A 16,054-nucleotide genomic window follows, 5' to 3' on the forward strand; every position below is an offset into this window, starting at 1 on the left:
AGATGTGTATAAGAGACAGAGCTCGAGGTGCGCGAAATCGAAGACGTCCGGGCGGCAAAGCGAAAGGAAGTCGTCGACCGCGCGAAGGAACTGCTCCGGACGGGGTTCGACGACACGATCATGTCCTCCGAAGAGATCCTCGCGGAGGTCCGCCAGCACGTCCGCGTCGAGGACATCACCGAGTACGAGGGACTGCCGGCCGGCCCACGCGTCACGGACAGCGACGCTATCATCGTCGTCGAGGGCCGTGCCGACGTGCTCACCATGCTCAAGTACGGCATCAAGAACGCGATCGCCGTCGAAGGGACGAACGTTCCCGACGCGGTGGCCGAACTCACCCGCCACCGAACCGTCACCGCCTTCCTCGACGGCGACCGTGGCGGCGATCTGATCCTCGAGGAGCTCGCCCAGGTCGGCGACATCGATTACGTCGCCTTCGCTCCCGCCGACAACTCCGTCGAGGACCTCGACCACCACGAACTGTTCGCCGCGCTGCGGAACAAGGTCCCGTACGAGACCGTCTCGGAACTGAACGAACCACGGGAAGCCGTCGCCGCAACCGACGGGAGTACGTCGCCCGCGCCGCAGCCGTCCGACTCCACGACCGCGTCGCCACAGCGCGTCGACGCGGACCCGAACGGGCCCGACGGCGACGCGAGCGCCACCGGGTCGATGACGGAGTCGGAGGCGGGACCGGCAGCGAAGGCGAAGACCGAACGGGCGGACGCGGAGCCGACGTCGAGCGGGCCCCAGTCCCCGGCACGACCCGACGAAAGCGAGCGCGGATCGGCCGGCGGGGACACCGACGCCGTGGCGGTGGCTGGGTCGCCGACCGACGAACCGAGCGGCCCCGAAACAGTCTACGACCACGCGACCACCGTCATCCGCGAGGGCACCGACCGCGTTCGGTTCCTCGATGCCGACGACGAGACGATCGACGACGTGGACGTAGGCGACGCCGACAGCGCCATGCAGGAACTCGAGACGGTGCCGACGACGGTCGTGCTCGACGGGATCCTCAGCCAGCGACTGTTGGATCTGGCGGCCGACCGTGGCGTCGAGCGGATCGTCGCGCGCTCGCTCGGGCAGTTCACCAAACGCCCGACCGGCGTCCGTATCCACGCAATCGACGATATCGCAGAGCGGCCGCCGAAGCGGGACTGACAGACGTGCGGGTCTCGTCGGTGTCGATCCGTGCCGTTCATATATCGACGGCGGTGACCCACTCGCAATGACACCGCCACCGGCGGCCGCGCTCGCACTGCTCGGCGGCACCGTTTTCATGATGTTCTGGGCGACGGCGACGGTCAGAACGCCCGGCTCGGAACTCGAGTCTCACGACGAGGCGAGCGCACCCGGCGCGCGCGGCGAGCAACCCGATCGGGCGGCCGACGACAGCCGGCCGGGACGGGCCTTCTCCGACGCGGACGACTGACCGCCGTCCGCGATCGACCATCCGGACCGATGGAGAGCCGGACAGGCACCCTCGAAGGACGGGCCGTAGTGACGGCTACGACGCGTGCTCCGCTCGAGGGCTGGCATCCGGCAGCGGCGATCCACGCGACGGACGGCCTCTAGCCGAGAACCGCAAACGACAGGACCAGCAACGCACAGACGAGCGCCCCCGACAGCGTCGCTAAGAAATTGACCCCCTGATTGCCCAGCACGGGTCCTTCGAGCGTCGCACCGAGCAGACTGTCGACGGTCATCCCGACGAGACCGGCGGCGACGATGACGGCTGCGCCGACGAGTTCGATCTCGGGGAAGAGCCCGTAGGCGAGGCCCGCGACAACGGTCGCGCCGACGAGACCGGCGAGTTCACCCTGCCAGGTGACGCCGCCGTCGGTGCCGGGCTCGACCGGCTCGAGGGTCGTGATCAGCCGCGGTCGCTCGAAGACGCTGCCGATCTCACTCGAGAGGGTGTCGCTCATCGCGGTCGCGATGGAGCCGGCGAAAGCGAAGAGAAACAGTTCGGGCTCGTGGGGGAGGAATCCGGCGTCGCTGGCGGCGTAACCGAGCACCGCAACGAGCGCGACGGCGGCGTTGCCGAGGACGTTACCGCTGCCGCGTGCACCGTTGTTGTCCTCGGCGACGCCGAGGGTCTGTTTGCGGTCGTACCGAAACTTCGTCGACAGCCCGCCGATAGCGAAAAACGAAATGAGGACGACGAACCAGCTGTAGCTCCCGAGGACGATCGTTACCAGTCCCAGCAACACGCCCGTAAGCATCCCCGCGATCGAGGCCGTCTCGAGAGCGTAGGAAGCGTATCCGAACGCGATCGTAACGGCGAGTGCGATGGCGATTTCGCCGGTCGCGACGGCCGGGCGGAGTTCGGCGAGCAGCCAGAGGAGGAGACCGACGGTGAGGACGACGATAGGATCGTCCGAGCGCAGCAACACGTCGCGGAGGAGAGCCCCGAGAAGGGCACCGCTGGCGGCCAGGAAGACCAGTGTCGGGATCGCAGACGGGGCGGTGGTGGCAATGAGGGTGTGGGTCGCCACCTGACCGGCGGCGGCGGCCGCGACTCCCGTCAGACAGAACCCGGTGACGCGGACGATCGCATCGTCAGTGCGCAGCCTGACGAGTTGCTCGCCGAGGTTGCCGTAGCCGACGAGCAAGAGCGTGCCGACGAAGACGGTCTGTGGCATCGACGCCGCGGTCGCCATGAGTCCGAGCGCGACGCCGGCAAGGACGAAGGTGATGACGCCGTAGAGACGCGCGTCCTCGTAATCGCCCGGATAGGCGAGCAGGTCGAAGAGCGGCCCACCGGTGACGACGTAGGCCCCCAGCAGGACGCTGCCGGCGACGGCAGCTCCCACTCGCGGACCGAAGAGCGGAACGACGAGCGAGAGCGTACAGAGGGCTGCGAACACGCCGGCTCGCCGAACGGGTGCTGTCACGATATCGGTCCCTTTCTGTGGCGTTCACTTGAAGGTTCGTGAACCCGCCTCGAGACGATTTTCACCGCCCTCAGCCGTCAGCAACGCGAGTACGGTTCTCAAACTGAGAGCGGCGAGCGCGACCCGTAACCCGTATGCCATCGGCCGTGAAACTCGCGACCGTGGGACTGTACGAACGGTATCTGGCGCTTCGCATCCGCCGCCACGAGGCCGAGCCACCCGACCACGTCGCGCTCGTGATCACCGAACGCGACCTGTTAGAGCGGGGGGCCTACGACACGCTGACCGACTTCTTCGAGTGGGCCGTCGAATACGCCACGCGGATAACGGTCTACGTGAGCGTCCTCGATGCGGCGGCGGTGCCGGCCTTACAGCGCGAACTCGAGACGATCGATGCGCCGCGCCCGGTCGCAGTGCGGGGTCCGGAGGACAGGGCCCGGGCCGACGCACCGATCCGGATCGGGATCGGTCTGGGCGGGAAACACGAGTTCACCAGTGCGGTCCGGACCCTCGCGGAGCGCGTCGACGCGGGTGATCTCGACCCCGACGAGATCGATGACGAACACGTCGAGGATCACCTCGTCTTCCCGTCGGAGCCGGACCTGGTGATCAAGACCGGGGCGGAGCGGCTCTCGGATTTCATGATCTGGCAATCAGTCTACTCCGAACTGTACTTCACGGACGTTAACTGGCGGGACTTCCGCAAGCGGGACTTCCTGCGGGCGGTTCGCGAGTACTGCAATCGGTCGCGGCGCTTCGGTCGTTAACCCGCCGAGTCGCGCGGCGGCGAGGGACTCGAGCCCGTCGAGTCGGGGTGATCGACGAGCGCTGCCACCGGGTCGTCGGCGGCGACGACCGGCCGATCTAACCGGACCTTGCCGACATCGCGGTCGTACTCGAGGACATCGTGCGCCTCGAGTTTCGGAAGGACGGCGTGGCTCAATGCGGCCCGGACGGCGTGTTCGTCGGCGTCGTCTCGCGTGGCGACGGCCTCGGTCAGTCCGGCGAGTGAGAGCGACGATGCACACGTCGAGAGGACGTGGAGCGTGAGACGCGTTCGGGGGTTCGCGAGAAGCGCGTACGCTTCGTCGAGGGGGATGTCCGTGAGACGAACGAACCGCTCGACATCGACGGCGGGGGCGCTGTTCGGTACCGACATCGTACGTATGGTTGCTATAATTATAAATAAATGTCTTTGGGTGGGTGAGAACGGAGCGACCGACCATCGCACGACGAGAGCACCGGGTCTCGCAGTCGTGATCGCGGCGACCCGTGGGTCCACACGGTGGGCTGTCGTCTCCTGTGCGCACTCAGTCGGCGGCCCGGCCGTTCGAGTCGGCCGCCTCGAGCGTCTCCGCGTCGGGCTGTTCGCTCGAGGGGAGCGAGTCGCGAAACCGGTCGACGATCGAGCGGGCTTCGGCGAGTTCGGGTTCGCTGACGGCCCCGAGCAGTGCCAGTGCGCGGCGTGCACGCGTCCGCCGCCAGGATTCCGCCCGGTGTTCGTACGTTCGGATGCCGCGTAGGAAATCGGCCTTCGAGAACTCCGGCCAGTAGGGCGTACAGAAGAACACCGCGGCCTCGTTGCCGTTGGCGTGCCAGGGCAGGAAGTTCGACGTGCGCTCTTCGCCGCCGGGCCGAATAATCAGGTCGACATCCCGCACTGGCTGGTCGTACAGCCGCCGTTCGATGTCTTCGACGCCGATCTCGTCGGGCGCTAACTCGTCCGCCGCGACGCATTCGGCGACCCCGCGGGTCGCGTTGAGCAGTCGCGAACGGCCGCCGTAGGCGAGCGCGATGTTGAGGACGAACGCATCGTAGTCACGCGTGCGTCGTTCGGCGTAGTCGACGGCGTCTCGGACGCGCTCGGGGAGCAGTTCGGTCTCGCCGATCGCACGGATACAGACCTCGTTCTCGTGGACGCGGTCGGCCTCCGCGAACTCCCGAAGCTTCTCACAGAGGAGGTCGAACAGCGCCTCGTTTTCGGCCGCGGGACGCTCGAAGTTCTCCGTCGAGAACGTGTACAGCGTCAGCTCTTCGACGCCGATATCCTGACACCACTCGAGGACGCGCTCGGTCGTCTCGGCACCGGCGCGGTGGCCATCGGGAGCGTCATCGCCCTGACTGCGGGCATACCGTCGGTTCCCGTCCTGAATCACCGCGACGTGGGTCGGTGCGCCGGAGACTTCCCTGGAGAGCAGCCGCTCGTATGCCGCGTCGACGCGCCGACGGAACCACCGCTTCATCACTCCAGTAAAAGTCAGCGACGACTATGTGTCTTGTGTGAGACTAGGTACCACTATTACTCAGCGGTGGGCACACCGCTGTCGCGTCGGGACTCCATGAAATCCCGTCGTTCGACGGGTTACTCGCGCTGACGGAATCGTGACGGCTATCAGTCCGGCCCCGTTCGACTCGAACAATGACGACCACCAATTCCGACGCGCTCGACGAGGACCTCTACCAGCGGACCAAGGCGCTGCTCGAGCCCGGCGAGGTCGACCTCAATGGGGCGATCGTCCACACCGACTACGACGGGCAAGCGGACGTCAAAATGATGCAGGCGACGATCGATGTCGGCGATATCATCGCCGACCACTCGGGCTACGACCCGAGCGACTGCTACGTCTACTCGGGCAACGACGACCCGGACTTCTCCTCGAACCAGCACCAAGGCCTGACGCTCGGGGACGAGGCGTTCGTCTGGGAGTGTCAGCAACTGTTGCGCGAGGGCAGTTTCGACATCGTCATTTACTACGAGGCGAGCGCCGACCACGAGGCGATCCTCGACGACATCGAGGCCCTCGGCTTCGACGTGACCGGCGTCGAAGGGGAGTAAGGGCGGACGACTGGGGCCGGGCCACAACGAACCCCTGTTTTCAGGCCGCGTGGAACGGACGCGCCGCCGATCGGCTCGAGTCGCCTTCCAATCCGCTTATGCACCGCCAGCCGTGAGTGACGCATATGACAACGGACGTCGACCTCACGGACGGCGAGCGGGCGGTCGTCAACGCCTTTCAGGGTGGGTTCCCCGTCGTGGAACGGCCGTTCGAGGACGCCGCGGCCGCCATGCGCGACCACGGGGTCGACATCGACGCGGCGGGACTGCTCGCAACGATTCGCGACCTCGACCAGCGGGGCGTTCTCTCGCGGTTCGGGGCTCTCGTCAACGCCCAGGAAATCGGCGGCGCAGCGACGCTGGTCGCCATGCACGCCCCCGAGGACCGGTTCGACGAGATCGTCGAGACGGTCAACGACCACCGCGAGGTGGCCCACAACTACGAGCGCGAACACCCCCACCTGAACGTCTGGTTCGTCGTGAGCGTGGCCGACGAGGACCGCGTCGCGGAAGTCCTCGCCGAAATCGAAGCCGAGACGGGACAGGAAACGTACAATCTGCCGAAACAACGGGAGTTCCGCGTCGAAGCCAAGTTCTACGTCGACGGCCCGCTCGACGGCGATGGCGACGACGCCGCCGCCGGGGTCGACTGCTCGGCGCTCGGTCCCGCTGTCGCGCCGACCGACGAAGCCACCCTCACACCCGCCGAACGGGACCTCGTCCTCGAGATTCAGGACGGCTTCCCGCTGACCGAGACGCCGTACGGGGACATCGCCGATGCGATCGGGCAGGACGTCGACTGGGTCCTCGAGACGGTCAAACGGTTCGAACACGAGGAGAAAATCCGACGGATCGGCGTGGTGCCGAACCACTACGCACTGGGCTACACGGAAAACGGGATGACCGTCTGGAACGTGCCCGACGAGGTCGTTCCCGAGGTCGGCCCGAAAGTCGCCGCGCTCCCGTTCGTTACCCACTGTTACCGACGCCCGCGCCACGATGGCGTCTGGCCGTACAACTTCTTCGCGATGACCCACGGTCGCAGCGAGACCGAGAGTCAACGGCGCATCGAACGGGTGCGCGAGGTCATGAGCGAGCAGTGGAACGTGTCCGACGACGACTGGGCGTCCCTGTTTTCGACGCAGATACTGAAGAAAACCGGGATTCGAATGGCAGAGCGCGCCGAAGCGAACACCAGAGAGCAGTAGGACGTCACGTCCGCCCCACTCCAACAAGAATGATTCCGCTTTTGCACGATTTCACGAACGAGACGGTGCTCGTCGTCGGCGGCGGGTCGGTCGGTGCCCGGAAGGCCCGGCGGTTCGCCCGGGAGGCGCAGGTACTCGTCGTCAGCCCGTCCTTCGCCGACCGGGAGTTCGGCGACACCGAACTGATCCGGGCCGCGCCCGCCCCCGAGGACGTGCCGGACTGGCTCGAGCGAACGACGCCCGCACTGGTCGTCGCGGCGACCGACGACGCGGCGATCAACGACGCGGTCGTCGAGGCGGCTCGCGAGCGGGGACTCCTCGTCAACCGGGCGGACCGGTCGGGGGAACGCGAGGTCGGCAGCGTCGTCGTGCCCGCGACGGTCCGCGAGGAGCCGGTGACCGTCGCGGTCGCGACGGGCGGAACCGCCCCCGCGGTGAGCAAGTACCTCCGGGAGGAACTCGAGGAGACGCTCGACGGGGCCGGCGAGATGGCACGGGTCTGTGCGGGATTGCGCGAAGATTTAAAGGCGCGTGACATTTCGGCGGAGCGACGACGGGAGATCGTCACGGACGTCGTCAATTCTCCGGACCTTTGGACAGCTTTACGTACGGGTACTTCCAACTGTCAGCAAGTGATCGAGGACGTGCTCGGCGAGAAACTGTCAACCGGGGGTGAACGGCCGTGATGTCGACCGGCGTCGTGACTGCCGCGCGAGTGACCCACGAGAGCGGGACCGTCGACCAGTTGGCCGCAGCCAGCCCCGATAGTCAGGAGACCGCCGTGACAGAGCTGCTGACCGTTCCTGACATCGAGGAGGCGTACGTCCTCTCGACGTGCAATCGGGTCGAGGCGTACGTCGTCGGCGCTGACCACGCCGTCGGCCGGGCCGCACTCGAGGAATTCTTCGCCGCGGTCGACGACGATGCCGTCGTCACGACAGCCCACGACGAGAGCCTGCGACACCTGTTGCGGGTCGCGGCCGGCCTCGAATCGGTTATTCTCGGCGAGGACCAGATCATCGGTCAGGTCCGGACCGCCTACGAGGACGCCCGCGCCGCCGGCGGGATCGGGTCGATGCTCGAGGCCGCCGTCACGAAAGCGATTCACGTCGGCGAACGTGCACGGACCGAGACGGCGATCAACGAGGGGGTCGTCTCCCTGGGGTCGGCCGCGACACGGCGGGCCGCCGCGGAACTCCCCCTCGACGGTGCGACCGCACTGGTCGTTGGAGCCGGCGAGATGGGACGGCTTGCCGCTCGTAACCTTGCGGCGAGCGGGATCGACGAACTCGTCGTCGCCAACCGAACCGTCGCCCACGCCGACCACCTCGTCGGCGATCTGGAAGTCGAAATCGACACGAGGGTCGTGCCGCTCGAGGCGCTCGAGACCGTCGTGACCGGTGCCGAAGTCGTCGTCACAGCGACCGGCAGCGATGAGCCGATACTCGGACCGCGCCATCTCGATGCCGATCCCGATCGCGACGCGGCGGAAAGCGGGACCGAACAGGTGATCGTCGATCTCGGCCAGCCGCGGGACGTCGCGCCGACGGCCGGCACACTGCCGACAGTTCAGGTGTTCGATCTGGACGACCTCGAGTCGGTCACCGCGGAGACCCGCGAACAGCGGGCCGACGCGGCCCGGGAGGTCGAGGCGATGATCGACCGCGAGTACGACCTGCTCACGGAACAGTACAAACGGGCACGCGCCGACGAGGCGATCGCCGCGATGTACGAATCCGCCGAGCGGATCAAAGATCGGGAGATCGAGACCGCGCTCTCCCGTCTCGAGGGCGAGGTCACCGAGGGGCAACGAGAGGTCGTCGAATCGATGGCGGACGCGCTGGTCAACCAATTGCTCGCGCCGCCGACCAAGAGCCTCCGCGAGGCGGCGGCCGAAGACGACTGGAGCACGATCCATACCGCACTGCAACTGTTCAATCCGGAGTTCAACGGGGACGACGGCCCGCTCGCGCCGCCGTCAGTCGTCACTACGAACGCCGACCCGGGGATCGGCGCGACGGACGACGATTGAGCGAGCGCCGCCTTCCGACTCGATTTTCGTTATAGGTCGGTTGTACTCGAGTCCGGCCAGACACAGTACCGAACGCGACAGTGTACTGTAGCCGGGAACCGGGGCGACGACGCTCCGTGGCCCACCGCGCTCGACCGCCTCGGCGTCGCGCTACCGGTTCGGCGCGCCGTACGCCACGTGGACCGTCGGGACGCTCGGGGAGTCAAGCGCTTCGTCGCCGTTCCAGTCGACGAGACGGATGTTCGCCATCCGGCCGGAAAATCGGAACCGCTGGACGCCGACGTCGATCGCACCCTCGGCGACACCGCTCGCGACGATCGTCACGAGGTTCGGAAGGGGGCTATCGGGTGCGATCGCGCCGGTTCTGTTCTGCATCGCTGTCTCACGTGGCATGCTTCGATAAGCCCAGCATCCCGGTATACGCCTTCCTGTCGAGAGATTGGTAAGAAAGCGTGAATGCGGGCGCGGCTGCCACAAACAGGCTGGTCGGCAATCGGGAGCGACTCCTGTTTCCGGCCCGCCGAGAGGGCAGCCGGTCGGAAGTGTGATCGGATCGATCGGTCACCCTCAATTCCATTTTATCGAATTACGTTCGATTGACCATTATATATGTTCATAGCAGTAGACTGAACCCAAAAATTTTTAACACACATTCACATCCGATTCGATCCCGCCGACCGGGACGTAGCACCGGCTGACACTTGCTTCTCGAGTCCGGACGCCGCCGTCAGCTCGCCGCAGTGAGAGAGCACCGCGGCGGTTACCGCGGCTCAGTCGCTCGCGGGACCCAGGTCACGAACGAGAAGGACACCGGAGACAGCGGGAACCGTCGGACGGACGGTCCCGTCGCTCGAGTCGATCGTGTGCCCCGTTTCGACGTGGTGGTTGATCGCCGCCCGCGAGCGGCTTTGCTGGGACGGGTCGTCGACGGCGGACTGGCTCCAGTCGCAGTCGAGACAGTACTTCATCGTCTCCGTCTCCCGCTGGCTTCCTGAAGCCCTTTCGGTCCGAGGGTGCGAGCGCGACCCCGGCCGTCGCTCTCGACGGGACGGGATCAGATGTGGACAGTCGTCTCGCACACGCGGACCGTGAGCGGGTCCCACCCGTCGGTCGGCGGTGACGGCTCAGGACAGTTCGTCGAACGAGCGGACGCGATAATCGCCGAGCACGCACTGTCCGCGGCGCTCGTGGCCGACGCGTTCGACGTGAATCGCGTCGATCCCGGCGTTCCAGGCCGCGCCGACATCGTTCGCGCCGTCGCCCGCGAGCACGCCCCGATGGCCGTTGTGGGCGACCCCGAGGTCAGCCATGACGGACTGTACCGGTCCCGGGTCGGGCTTCCAGCCCGTCTCCTCGGTACAGCACAGCCGCGTGTCGAACCAGTCGCGGATTCCCACGGCGTCGAGGACTGGCTCACAGAGGAACTCCTGACAGTGGGTCACCAGCCCGACCGGCACCTCGAGATCGGCGACGAAGGCGGCGTCCTCGTGGAGATAGGTCTGCTCGGCCCGGACCAGGGGATCTTCCTCCTCGTGAAAGGCCTCCCAGAACGCCGTCGGATCGACCCCCCACGCCTCGAGTTGGCGATCCCGGGACCCGGTCAGCCCGTTCCAGAGGATGTCCGCTTCCTGATCGGTGAATTCACGGCCGAGCCGGTCGCCGACCTGGTCGAATACCTCACGAGTGTACGACCACTCGACATCGACGAGCGTCCCGTCGAGATCGAGCAGCCAGAAATCGTACTCGCGCTCGAGAGCCATGCAGAGCCGAACATAGGGCGGTCGCGATTAAATGCCTATCGACCGGGCGAGTCGCCCACGCCGTCGGTATCGTAGACACTGTCAGTCACTGCACACCTGATGCTGACGGCGTTGCGGTCGGCGTGGCACTCGTTTCAGCAGCGACTATCGGATGCATCGGTCACGCGGAGGCTCGAGCCCAGATACTTCGAGAGGGCGTCAGAGACATCGTCGGCCTTGAACGTCTCCAGTTCAGCCGCGATCGCCGCTTGCAGTGCGTCGAAGTACTCCGCGTCGGTCCGGAGTTCGCGGAAGTCGACGGACTCGATGGTCCGCTCGGGAATGCCGAGCCACTCCGCGGCGAGTCGGCGGCCGTACTCCCGATCGCCGACCTCGCCGCGCCACAACGTGTTCCGGAAGAACAGCCACCCGTCCGTCCCCGGCTCCGGTGCCTCGCGAGAGAGCGTAACCGTCGTCTCCGCGGAAGTCGGCTCGAGGGAGACGAACGGCCGTGCGGGCTCGAGACGGAACCGGACGCGGAAGACGTAGGCGGCATCCATCGTGAAGTCGGTCGCTGGTTCGGGGTCGGGTTCAGGCGTCGCGTTCGGACTCGATCAGTTCCGCCATTTCGATGTCGGCCTCGGTGATGCCGCCCTCCTCGTGGGAGGTGAGCCGGATCTCGACGCCGGAATACCGGATGACGATCTCGGGGTGGTGAAACTGTGCTTCGGCGATCTCGCCGACCATCTGGGCGAAGTTGACGCCCCGAAGGTAGTCGTCGAACTCGTAGACGCGAACGATCTCGTCGTCCTCCCGATCCCACTCGGTAGGGAGTTCCGCATCGATCTCCTCGTCGGAAAGTAGATCAGCCATGTCAGGCCGAACGCAAGCCAATCAAATAACGATTGTGCCGCGCTCCCAACCCATCGCGGGCGCTCGTCGCTCGAGGTGGGCGGCGGTCAGTCGAGCCGCGACTCCTCGCCAGCCGGCTGGAGTTCGGCATCGACGAGGGTCTCGTAGGCCCGCCGAAACCGTTCGGAGAGCGCTTGATGGGAGATCCCCAGCTCTTCGGCCAACTCCTCCATCGAGACCCCGCGGGGGATCTCGAAGTAGCCGTACTCGAGTGCGGCCTCGAGCGCTTCCCGCTGTTCGGGCGTCAGTCGCGTCTGGTGGTCCTCGGCGTCGAGCGCGTCGGTCACGTCGGTCACGCGCCGGAGGTCGGCGTTGACACCGCGCTCAAGCAGCCGGTCGTAGGCATCACAGAGCGTGTCGCGGTCACGGTACCGAACCGTGACCTGCCACCACCCGTCGCTCGCCCGGGCCTCGAGCAGGGAGCCGCCGTCGGCAAGCAGGTCGTCCCAGAGCCGGTTCGTGCCCGCCTCCTCGCCGAACGTCACGTCGTACAGCAGTCGCGATCCGGTTTCGACGAGGAGTTCGGCCGTCTCGACCGAGGGATCGGCCTCGAAGGCCGCGGCGACCGTCTCGGGATCGACGCCGGACACCCACAGCGACGGCCGCGTCTTCGACACCGAGGACTCGAGTTCGAACGTGGCCTCCGGTGCGCGCTCGAAGGTGGCCGCCAGGGCTGTGTCCGCGGCCGGAAGCCGGAGATCGGCTATCGTCGACATCGGGCTTCGTACACCGCCACCGCGTAAAAACCGCTGTGACGACGAGGCTGACTGTCGGGTCCGGTGACCACTGTCTCGACTCGTTTGCGGTCGACGAGCGGCCGAGAGCGAACACCTCGAGACGGTGCTCGGTCGGCGGGTTCGCATTGCGGACGGACTGCCCGACGACACGGTGCTTCTGGGATACCCAGAGGCCATCGAGGGGACGGAACTGATCGAGCCCGAAGCGATCGCCTGCGGTATCGTCGGAACCGACGGCTGACGACCGCCCGTCCACTGCCGACCCGAGTACTATCCGCGGCTCGGTCGTTCCCGCAGTATGCGCTATCTCGAGATTACGGTCCCGGAGGGGAAACGCCGGGCCGTGCTCGATGTTCTCGAGGACGAGGGAATCGACTACGTCGTCAGCGACGAGACCAGCGGCAGGGGGTACACCGCGGTCGTCCGATTCCCGGTCCCGACTCAGGCCGTCGAACCCCTGCTCGATCGACTGCGGCGGGCCGGGATCGGCGACGAGGCCAGCGTCGTCGTGCTCAACGCCGAGACGGTCATCTCCGAACAGTTCGCAACGCTCCGGGAGCGATACAGTCGCGGCGGGCAGACGGGATCGCGCACCTCGAGACAGGTGTTGCGCACGAAGGCCGACGAGCTCACGCCCCCGTTTGCGATCTATACCGTCATGCTGCTCATCAGCGCCGTCGTCGCCACCGCCGGATTGTTGGCCGATTCGCCGGCAGTGGTAATCGGTGCGATGGTTATCGCGCCGCTTTTGGGTCCCGCACTCGCTGCCAACATCGGTATCGTGACCGGCGACGGTCGACTGAAGTCGACCGGCTTCAGGTACCAGGTCGTCGGCGTAACGCTGGTCGTCGTCGCCTCGGTCGGCCTCGCGACGCTCGCTCGGCTCGCCGGCCTCGAGCCCGCGGGGGTCGACATCGTCGCCGCCACCGAACTCGAGGAGCGGGTCGCGCCCAATCTGTTCTCGCTCGCGGTTGCGCTGGGTGCCGGGATCGCCGGGATACTGAGTCTCACCAGGGGGTTCTCGGAGGCCATTGTCGGCGTGATGATCGCTGCGGCGCTCATTCCGCCCTCGGCCGCGGTCGGCATCACGGTCGCCTGGGGGATGTCCGGCGCGGCGATCGGTGCCGCCGTCCTCGTGATCGTCAACCTCCTGTCGATCAACCTCGCCGCGCTGGCGACGCTGTGGATCGCCGGCTATCGCCCGCAGGGACTGTTCGAGGTCTCGCCGACACGGACGCCGACGTACACCTATGCGGCGATCTTCGGCATCGGGCTGTTAGTGCTAGCTGCACCGCTGGCCGGCATCACCCTGCTTGAGTTCCACACGACCGAACTCGAGTCGGCGACCGAAGCGGAGGTCAATGCGGTGCTCGCCGAGTCGCGATACGACGGTCTCGAGGACGAAGACATCGAAGTCGAACTCGACGGCGACTATCCGATACAGTCGGTCGAGCGGATCGTCGTGACGGTCTCCAGCAACGATCCCAGTCCGGTGCCGGGACTCGCCGACCGACTGTATGAGGAGATCAGTCCCCACAGCGACGCGGGAGTCGCGATCGAGGTTCAGTACGTTGTCACCCAACAGCGAGGGGGTAACGGCGACCAGCAGGTGTCGGTTCGGTCCTCGAACGGCCCATGAGGACTGGTGTCAGTGTCGCGCCGCTTCGAGACCGGCACCGATCGCAACACCGATCGGGAGCCACAGTGCCAACTCCCCCGTTGTAACGCCGATGACGACGCCAATCGCGATTCCGATCGCGATGCCCCGTCCGAACGGAGTCTCATCGGCGTCGTTTCCCCCGGTTCAGTCGTCGGGTCGTCCTCCCATTCGACCATGGGTCGCCGAGAACGTCGAGCACTCCCACGGGTTTCGGTTCGGGGACCGGCAGGACGGAATCGGTCCGTCTCGAGCGCCTACCGCTGGAGTCCGAACGAGACGTGAATCGTCGTCGTGTACTCCTGAATCCGGCCGTCCTGTACGTCGGCCGTCTAGGACTCGATTTCGATCCCGGTGATTCCCTCGAGCGTCTCGTCCGCGTCGTCGAGCGCGGACTGTGCGGCGTCCTCCCACGAGTCGGTCGAGGTGCCGACCAGTTTGATGACTTTGGCGGTTTCGCTCGTGATGCGCGGGGACGGACGCCGCCGACGAACATAGTCCTTGGCCGGGGGCATGCCGGCACGGGGTACCCCACCCGATGAACGTTAGCCGGATCCAGACGACGGCCGGTACCGGCGACTCACCACCTTCCAGCGGCCGATCCGGAACAGCCAGTAGTTGATCCCGCCCGGGACCGCGGTCTCGAGGAAAAGCGCCAGATAGAGCCCGCCGATGCCAAGCGGCGTGACGAGTCCGAGCGCGGCCGCCGGGAGCGCGAAGGCGTAGCGACCGAGCAGGGCGGCAACGAACGGCCAGCGAGTGTCGCCGGCTCCCAGTAGCGCCCCCGCAGCGGCCCCGTCGATGCCGTAGCCGATCGAACTGAGCGCGCCGACGGCGACGAAGACGGCGGCCTGTGCGACCGCCGCCGGGTCGGTGACGAACAGCTCCGCGATCGGCCGCGCGAAGAGCACGACCAGGACGGTCACCGCAGTGTAGATCACCGCTGCGAGCCGAATGATTCCCGCGCCGTAGGCTCCCGCCTCGGTTTCCTCGCCGGCACCGAGGTGTTGCCCGACGAGCGAACTCGAGGCGAGCGACAGCCCCCAGTTGATGCTGTTGATCAGGGCCCGAATCCGCCGGCCGACCTCGAGGGCCGTGACGACGACGGGGCCGAACGAGGCGGCGATCCAGAGCAGCGGGAACACGATCGCACCCTGTGCGAGCCGGCGGCCGATCTCCGGCAGCGAAATCTCGATCAGATGGCGGAGCAGCGTCGGCTCGAACCAGGGGCCGCCTCGAGCGATCGGGACGGGACTGGGCTCCATCCCGAGCCGGCCGTACGACCGGCCGACCATCCCCCACGCGAGGACGAGCGTCACGAATCCGCTCGCGAGTGTCGTCCCGATCGCCGCGCCCGCAGCGCCGAGTCCGAACCCGAAGATGAGTGCACCGCTGAGGACGATATTGAGGATCGCCCCGCCGGCGCGGGCGACCATTTCGGTGAACGTGTCGCCGACGCCCGTATACGTTCGACTGGCGATGAGATTGAGGAGTTCGAAGACCACGGCCGGCGCGACGTAGACGAGATAGACGCTCCCGTGACGGAGCGCGGCCGGCCCCGCACCGAGCAGGCCGATCAGCGTGTCGGGGACGGCGAGAAAGACGCCCACGAGCGGGAGCGAGAAGGCGATCGCGAACAGGACGCTCTGATTGACCGCCAGCGATGCGCGGGCAGTTTCCTCGCCGCCGTAGTGCTGCGAAACGAGCGTCACGGTGCCCCCCGCGAGACCGAGCCCCAGCAGCGTCACGATCTGCCAGTAGCCAAGCGCGAACGCTAACCCCGCGGTCCCCGTCGTCCCGACGGCGAGGCCGACCATGGCGAGATCGGCCGTCTGCTTGGACATGATCGCGAAGCCGGTGACGATCCGAGGCCACGCCAACTCCATCGTCGGGCGAAACCGCTCGGCATCGATGATCCCGCAGCGATCGAGCGTGCGTGCGACGAACTCGACCGCGGTCCTGCGCCGCCCAGTCATCCCTCTCCCGTTGCGGCAGGGGCCCCTTCCGTCTGTCGTTCGCCGGACTGCCCACAA

General features: G+C 66.8%; 18 protein-coding genes and 2 pseudogenes. 9 read left to right on the top strand and 11 right to left on the bottom strand.

Going from position 1 to position 16,054, the window contains the following annotated elements; genetic code table 11:
• Positions 1-18 precede the first annotated feature (18 nt).
• Together dnaG and C486_RS07900 are read left to right on the top strand one after the other, a co-directional pair.
• Positions 19-1,164, top strand: a pseudogene (dnaG, locus tag C486_RS07895) (DNA primase DnaG); the annotation flags it as partial.
• A 67-nt stretch (positions 1,165-1,231) separates the two neighbouring features.
• Positions 1,232-1,435, top strand: coding sequence for a hypothetical protein (locus tag C486_RS07900; RefSeq protein ID WP_008454930.1), 204 nt, complete (start codon positions 1,232-1,234; stop codon positions 1,433-1,435).
• A gap of 139 nt (positions 1,436-1,574) precedes the next feature.
• On the opposite strand, the gene C486_RS07905 is transcribed toward C486_RS07900, so the two are convergent.
• Positions 1,575-2,900, bottom strand: a complete 1,326-nt coding sequence (locus C486_RS07905) for a DUF92 domain-containing protein (protein WP_008454932.1) — start codon at positions 2,898-2,900, stop codon at positions 1,575-1,577.
• 161 nt (positions 2,901-3,061) lie between these two features.
• Between C486_RS07905 and C486_RS07910 the strand changes: the two genes are divergently transcribed.
• Entirely contained in the window at positions 3,062-3,667 is a 606-nt protein-coding gene (locus C486_RS07910; RefSeq protein WP_008454933.1) for an undecaprenyl diphosphate synthase family protein, read from the top strand.
• Here the strand turns inward: C486_RS07910 and C486_RS07915 are convergent.
• Positions 3,664-4,059: a DUF7344 domain-containing protein gene (locus tag C486_RS07915; RefSeq protein WP_008454934.1), complete on the bottom strand. Its 396-nt coding sequence runs from the start codon at positions 4,057-4,059 to the stop codon at positions 3,664-3,666. The two genes, C486_RS07910 and C486_RS07915, sit on opposite strands and share 4 nt — an antisense overlap.
• A gap of 151 nt (positions 4,060-4,210) precedes the next feature.
• A complete protein-coding gene (gene uppS / locus C486_RS07920; RefSeq protein ID WP_008454935.1) occupies positions 4,211-5,143 on the bottom strand; it encodes a polyprenyl diphosphate synthase in 933 nt (310 codons plus the stop codon).
• Between the two features lie 176 nt (positions 5,144-5,319).
• Here uppS and C486_RS07925 point away from each other — a divergent pair, with 176 nt between their 5' ends.
• The 4 genes from C486_RS07925 (at position 5,320) to hemA (ending at position 8,976) form a co-directional block, all read left to right on the top strand.
• Entirely contained in the window at positions 5,320-5,736 is a 417-nt protein-coding gene (locus C486_RS07925; RefSeq protein ID WP_008454936.1) for a DUF5778 family protein, read from the top strand.
• A 125-nt stretch (positions 5,737-5,861) separates the two neighbouring features.
• The gene (ahbB, locus tag C486_RS07930) at positions 5,862-6,944 is read left to right on the top strand and encodes a siroheme decarboxylase subunit beta (protein WP_008454937.1); all 1,083 of its coding nucleotides are present in this window, start codon (positions 5,862-5,864) and stop codon (positions 6,942-6,944) included.
• A gap of 29 nt (positions 6,945-6,973) precedes the next feature.
• Positions 6,974-7,630 carry a precorrin-2 dehydrogenase/sirohydrochlorin ferrochelatase family protein gene (locus C486_RS07935; RefSeq protein ID WP_008454938.1) on the top strand — a complete coding sequence of 219 codons (657 nt, stop codon included), beginning with the start codon at positions 6,974-6,976 and terminating at the stop codon, positions 7,628-7,630.
• Positions 7,630-8,976: a glutamyl-tRNA reductase gene (hemA, locus tag C486_RS07940; RefSeq protein WP_008454939.1), complete on the top strand. Its 1,347-nt coding sequence runs from the start codon at positions 7,630-7,632 to the stop codon at positions 8,974-8,976. Before C486_RS07935 ends, hemA begins: the two co-directional genes overlap by 1 nt.
• Before the next feature lie 150 nt (positions 8,977-9,126).
• On the opposite strand, the gene C486_RS07945 is transcribed toward hemA, so the two are convergent.
• From C486_RS07945 to C486_RS07970, 6 genes are all read right to left on the bottom strand, one after another.
• The gene (locus C486_RS07945; RefSeq protein ID WP_049910282.1) at positions 9,127-9,369 is read right to left on the bottom strand and encodes a hypothetical protein; all 243 of its coding nucleotides are present in this window, start codon (positions 9,367-9,369) and stop codon (positions 9,127-9,129) included.
• A gap of 377 nt (positions 9,370-9,746) precedes the next feature.
• Positions 9,747-9,944: a hypothetical protein gene (locus tag C486_RS07950; RefSeq protein ID WP_008454941.1), complete on the bottom strand. Its 198-nt coding sequence runs from the start codon at positions 9,942-9,944 to the stop codon at positions 9,747-9,749.
• Between the two features lie 156 nt (positions 9,945-10,100).
• Complete coding sequence (locus C486_RS07955; protein ID WP_008454942.1) at positions 10,101-10,736, bottom strand: HAD family hydrolase; 636 nt, start codon at positions 10,734-10,736, stop codon at positions 10,101-10,103.
• Between the two features lie 134 nt (positions 10,737-10,870).
• Positions 10,871-11,275 (bottom strand): LWR-salt protein, encoded by a 405-nt coding sequence (gene lwrS, locus C486_RS07960; protein WP_008454943.1) that lies wholly within the window; start codon positions 11,273-11,275, stop codon positions 10,871-10,873.
• A 31-nt stretch (positions 11,276-11,306) separates the two neighbouring features.
• Entirely contained in the window at positions 11,307-11,588 is a 282-nt protein-coding gene (locus tag C486_RS07965) for a 4a-hydroxytetrahydrobiopterin dehydratase (RefSeq protein WP_008454944.1), read from the bottom strand.
• An 86-nt stretch (positions 11,589-11,674) separates the two neighbouring features.
• Positions 11,675-12,343, bottom strand: coding sequence for a helix-turn-helix domain-containing protein (locus C486_RS07970; RefSeq protein WP_008454946.1), 669 nt, complete (start codon positions 12,341-12,343; stop codon positions 11,675-11,677).
• Positions 12,344-12,467: 124 nt separating this feature from the next.
• Here C486_RS07970 and C486_RS21655 point away from each other — a divergent pair, with 124 nt between their 5' ends.
• Together C486_RS21655 and C486_RS07975 are read left to right on the top strand one after the other, a co-directional pair.
• Positions 12,468-12,605: a hypothetical protein gene (locus C486_RS21655; protein WP_008454947.1), complete on the top strand. Its 138-nt coding sequence runs from the start codon at positions 12,468-12,470 to the stop codon at positions 12,603-12,605.
• A gap of 57 nt (positions 12,606-12,662) precedes the next feature.
• Positions 12,663-14,003: a TIGR00341 family protein gene (locus C486_RS07975; RefSeq protein ID WP_008454948.1), complete on the top strand. Its 1,341-nt coding sequence runs from the start codon at positions 12,663-12,665 to the stop codon at positions 14,001-14,003.
• Between the two features lie 275 nt (positions 14,004-14,278).
• Here the strand turns inward: C486_RS07975 and C486_RS22790 are convergent.
• Both C486_RS22790 and C486_RS07985 read right to left on the bottom strand, forming a co-directional pair.
• A pseudogene (locus tag C486_RS22790) lies at positions 14,279-14,488 on the bottom strand (dodecin family protein).
• Between the two features lie 78 nt (positions 14,489-14,566).
• Complete coding sequence (locus C486_RS07985; RefSeq protein WP_008454951.1) at positions 14,567-15,997, bottom strand: MATE family efflux transporter; 1,431 nt, start codon at positions 15,995-15,997, stop codon at positions 14,567-14,569.
• Between the last annotated feature and the right edge of the window lie 57 nt (positions 15,998-16,054).

This window comes from Natrinema gari JCM 14663 (genome assembly GCF_000337175.1).
Lineage (GTDB): Archaea > Halobacteriota > Halobacteria > Halobacteriales > Natrialbaceae > Natrinema > Natrinema gari.